We start from the raw sequence: 1,390 nt of genomic DNA, 5'->3' as shown, positions 1-1,390 counted from the left end.
CGTTACGACCTCCCTCCTTATACTAATACTGTTTAGCTTAAGTATCAGCGCAAAGCTTTATGCAAATTCGATAGAGATGCCTTCACCTGAACAGCCCTCTGAAGACCTTGGAAAATATGTCTCTATTAATATTGAGATCAAGGAGTTGAAGGAGTCAGGCATAGTTCTCCGAGAAGCTAGCGAAAAGCTATCTCTTGCCCTGGATGAGGTTTCAGAAAATCTTCAGGATCTCTCTCCCGAGCAGTTGCGTTTGATTAATGACTTGGCCGATAAAGTAGACAGCATGACCAACAAACTCAATCGGGCAGCTGGTAGCTTTCCCGAAACCATTAAGAAGGCTCAACAGCCTTCAAATGAGCTGCTAACTCAGTCACTTAAAACAGTTCGGGACGAAACCGTAACGCCGATTGTCGACAGTATCAATCGCTGGTTAATTATCACCATTATAGGCTTAGTACTCATCGGTATAGGTCTGTTGGTAGGGTTTGTTATAGGCTTAAAGAAAGTATCGGCAGCGGGAAGTAAGATACTACAAATAGCTGATGGATATCGAATAATTCCTTTAGAGCAGTATAACGAATCACGAATAGCCCCCCTCAACAAAGCACCACAGGAGCTATAAAATAGTTCCTCATTACTTGGCATATTCCTGCTAGACCTTTACTATAATTCCCTCTGTATATTCTGAAGGTTTCAATATGCGTATTCGGCTCGATAACGGCAAAGACTATGATCTACTTGCGATGTTTACACCGTCTTGGGTCGGCCACAAAAAAGCTCTTGAAGCTCTTCGAAAAAACTATTCAGTCTGGACCAACGCCCTCACTTTACCGTTGTATAACAGGAACAGTGTTTCTGGCTTGCTTAAGTGGCTAGTGGTTCTGACCCTACATTCCATTTCACTTCTATCGCTCCCTTTCATCCTGGTCTTGGGCTTTTCAATGAAAGCTTATACGATTTTCTTAAGCGACGATGTAAAGAAGATGAAACAGTACAAACAAGACTTACAAACCATCTATGCAAAGTTAAAAGATATCGAAGATCAGGATGAATATAAGCGACGCTTGAAAGAAGAGATAGCCAAGGTAAAGCCGTTCTAAGAATTGCTTTGAAAATCAGGCAATATCCTCATATCCAGATACCGGGTCTTGCTCACAATTCTTACGGTACTGAGTCAACAACCAGGCTATCGCGCTTGCATAAACAAGATTGGTTGCAAGTTCAGCATGAGGGTTTTCCAAAAATGCCCTTTGCGAAGCCAAACCCCGTACGGTACTCGCCAGGTCTGGTTGAAAAGCTAAATACTCATCCCATAAAGCGGTGTGACTTTCAGGACTAATCGCATAAATACCTAAACCATCAGACTGCTTCGAGGCTACCAAGTGCTCAC

General features: G+C 42.7%; 3 protein-coding genes. 2 read left to right on the top strand and 1 reads right to left on the bottom strand.

The annotated features are described in order from the left end of the window. Both A3735_RS06325 and A3735_RS06320 read left to right on the top strand, forming a co-directional pair. Window positions 1-622: hypothetical protein (locus A3735_RS06325; RefSeq protein ID WP_231882443.1), on the top strand; the 622-nt coding region annotated here is incomplete at its 5' end. 76 nt (window positions 623-698) lie between these two features. Then, window positions 699-1,100 (top strand): hypothetical protein, encoded by a 402-nt coding sequence (locus A3735_RS06320; RefSeq protein WP_068515853.1) that lies wholly within the window; start codon window positions 699-701, stop codon window positions 1,098-1,100. Window positions 1,101-1,115: 15 nt separating this feature from the next. Here the strand turns inward: A3735_RS06320 and A3735_RS30385 are convergent. Beyond that, a partial coding sequence (locus A3735_RS30385; protein ID WP_197485707.1) for a hypothetical protein occupies window positions 1,116-1,390 on the bottom strand: 275 nt, incomplete at its 5' end.

It is taken from the genome of Oleiphilus sp. HI0061 (assembly GCF_001635675.1).
The sequence above is the reverse complement of the archived record's forward strand: the minus strand, read 5'-3'. Positions and strand labels throughout refer to the sequence as shown.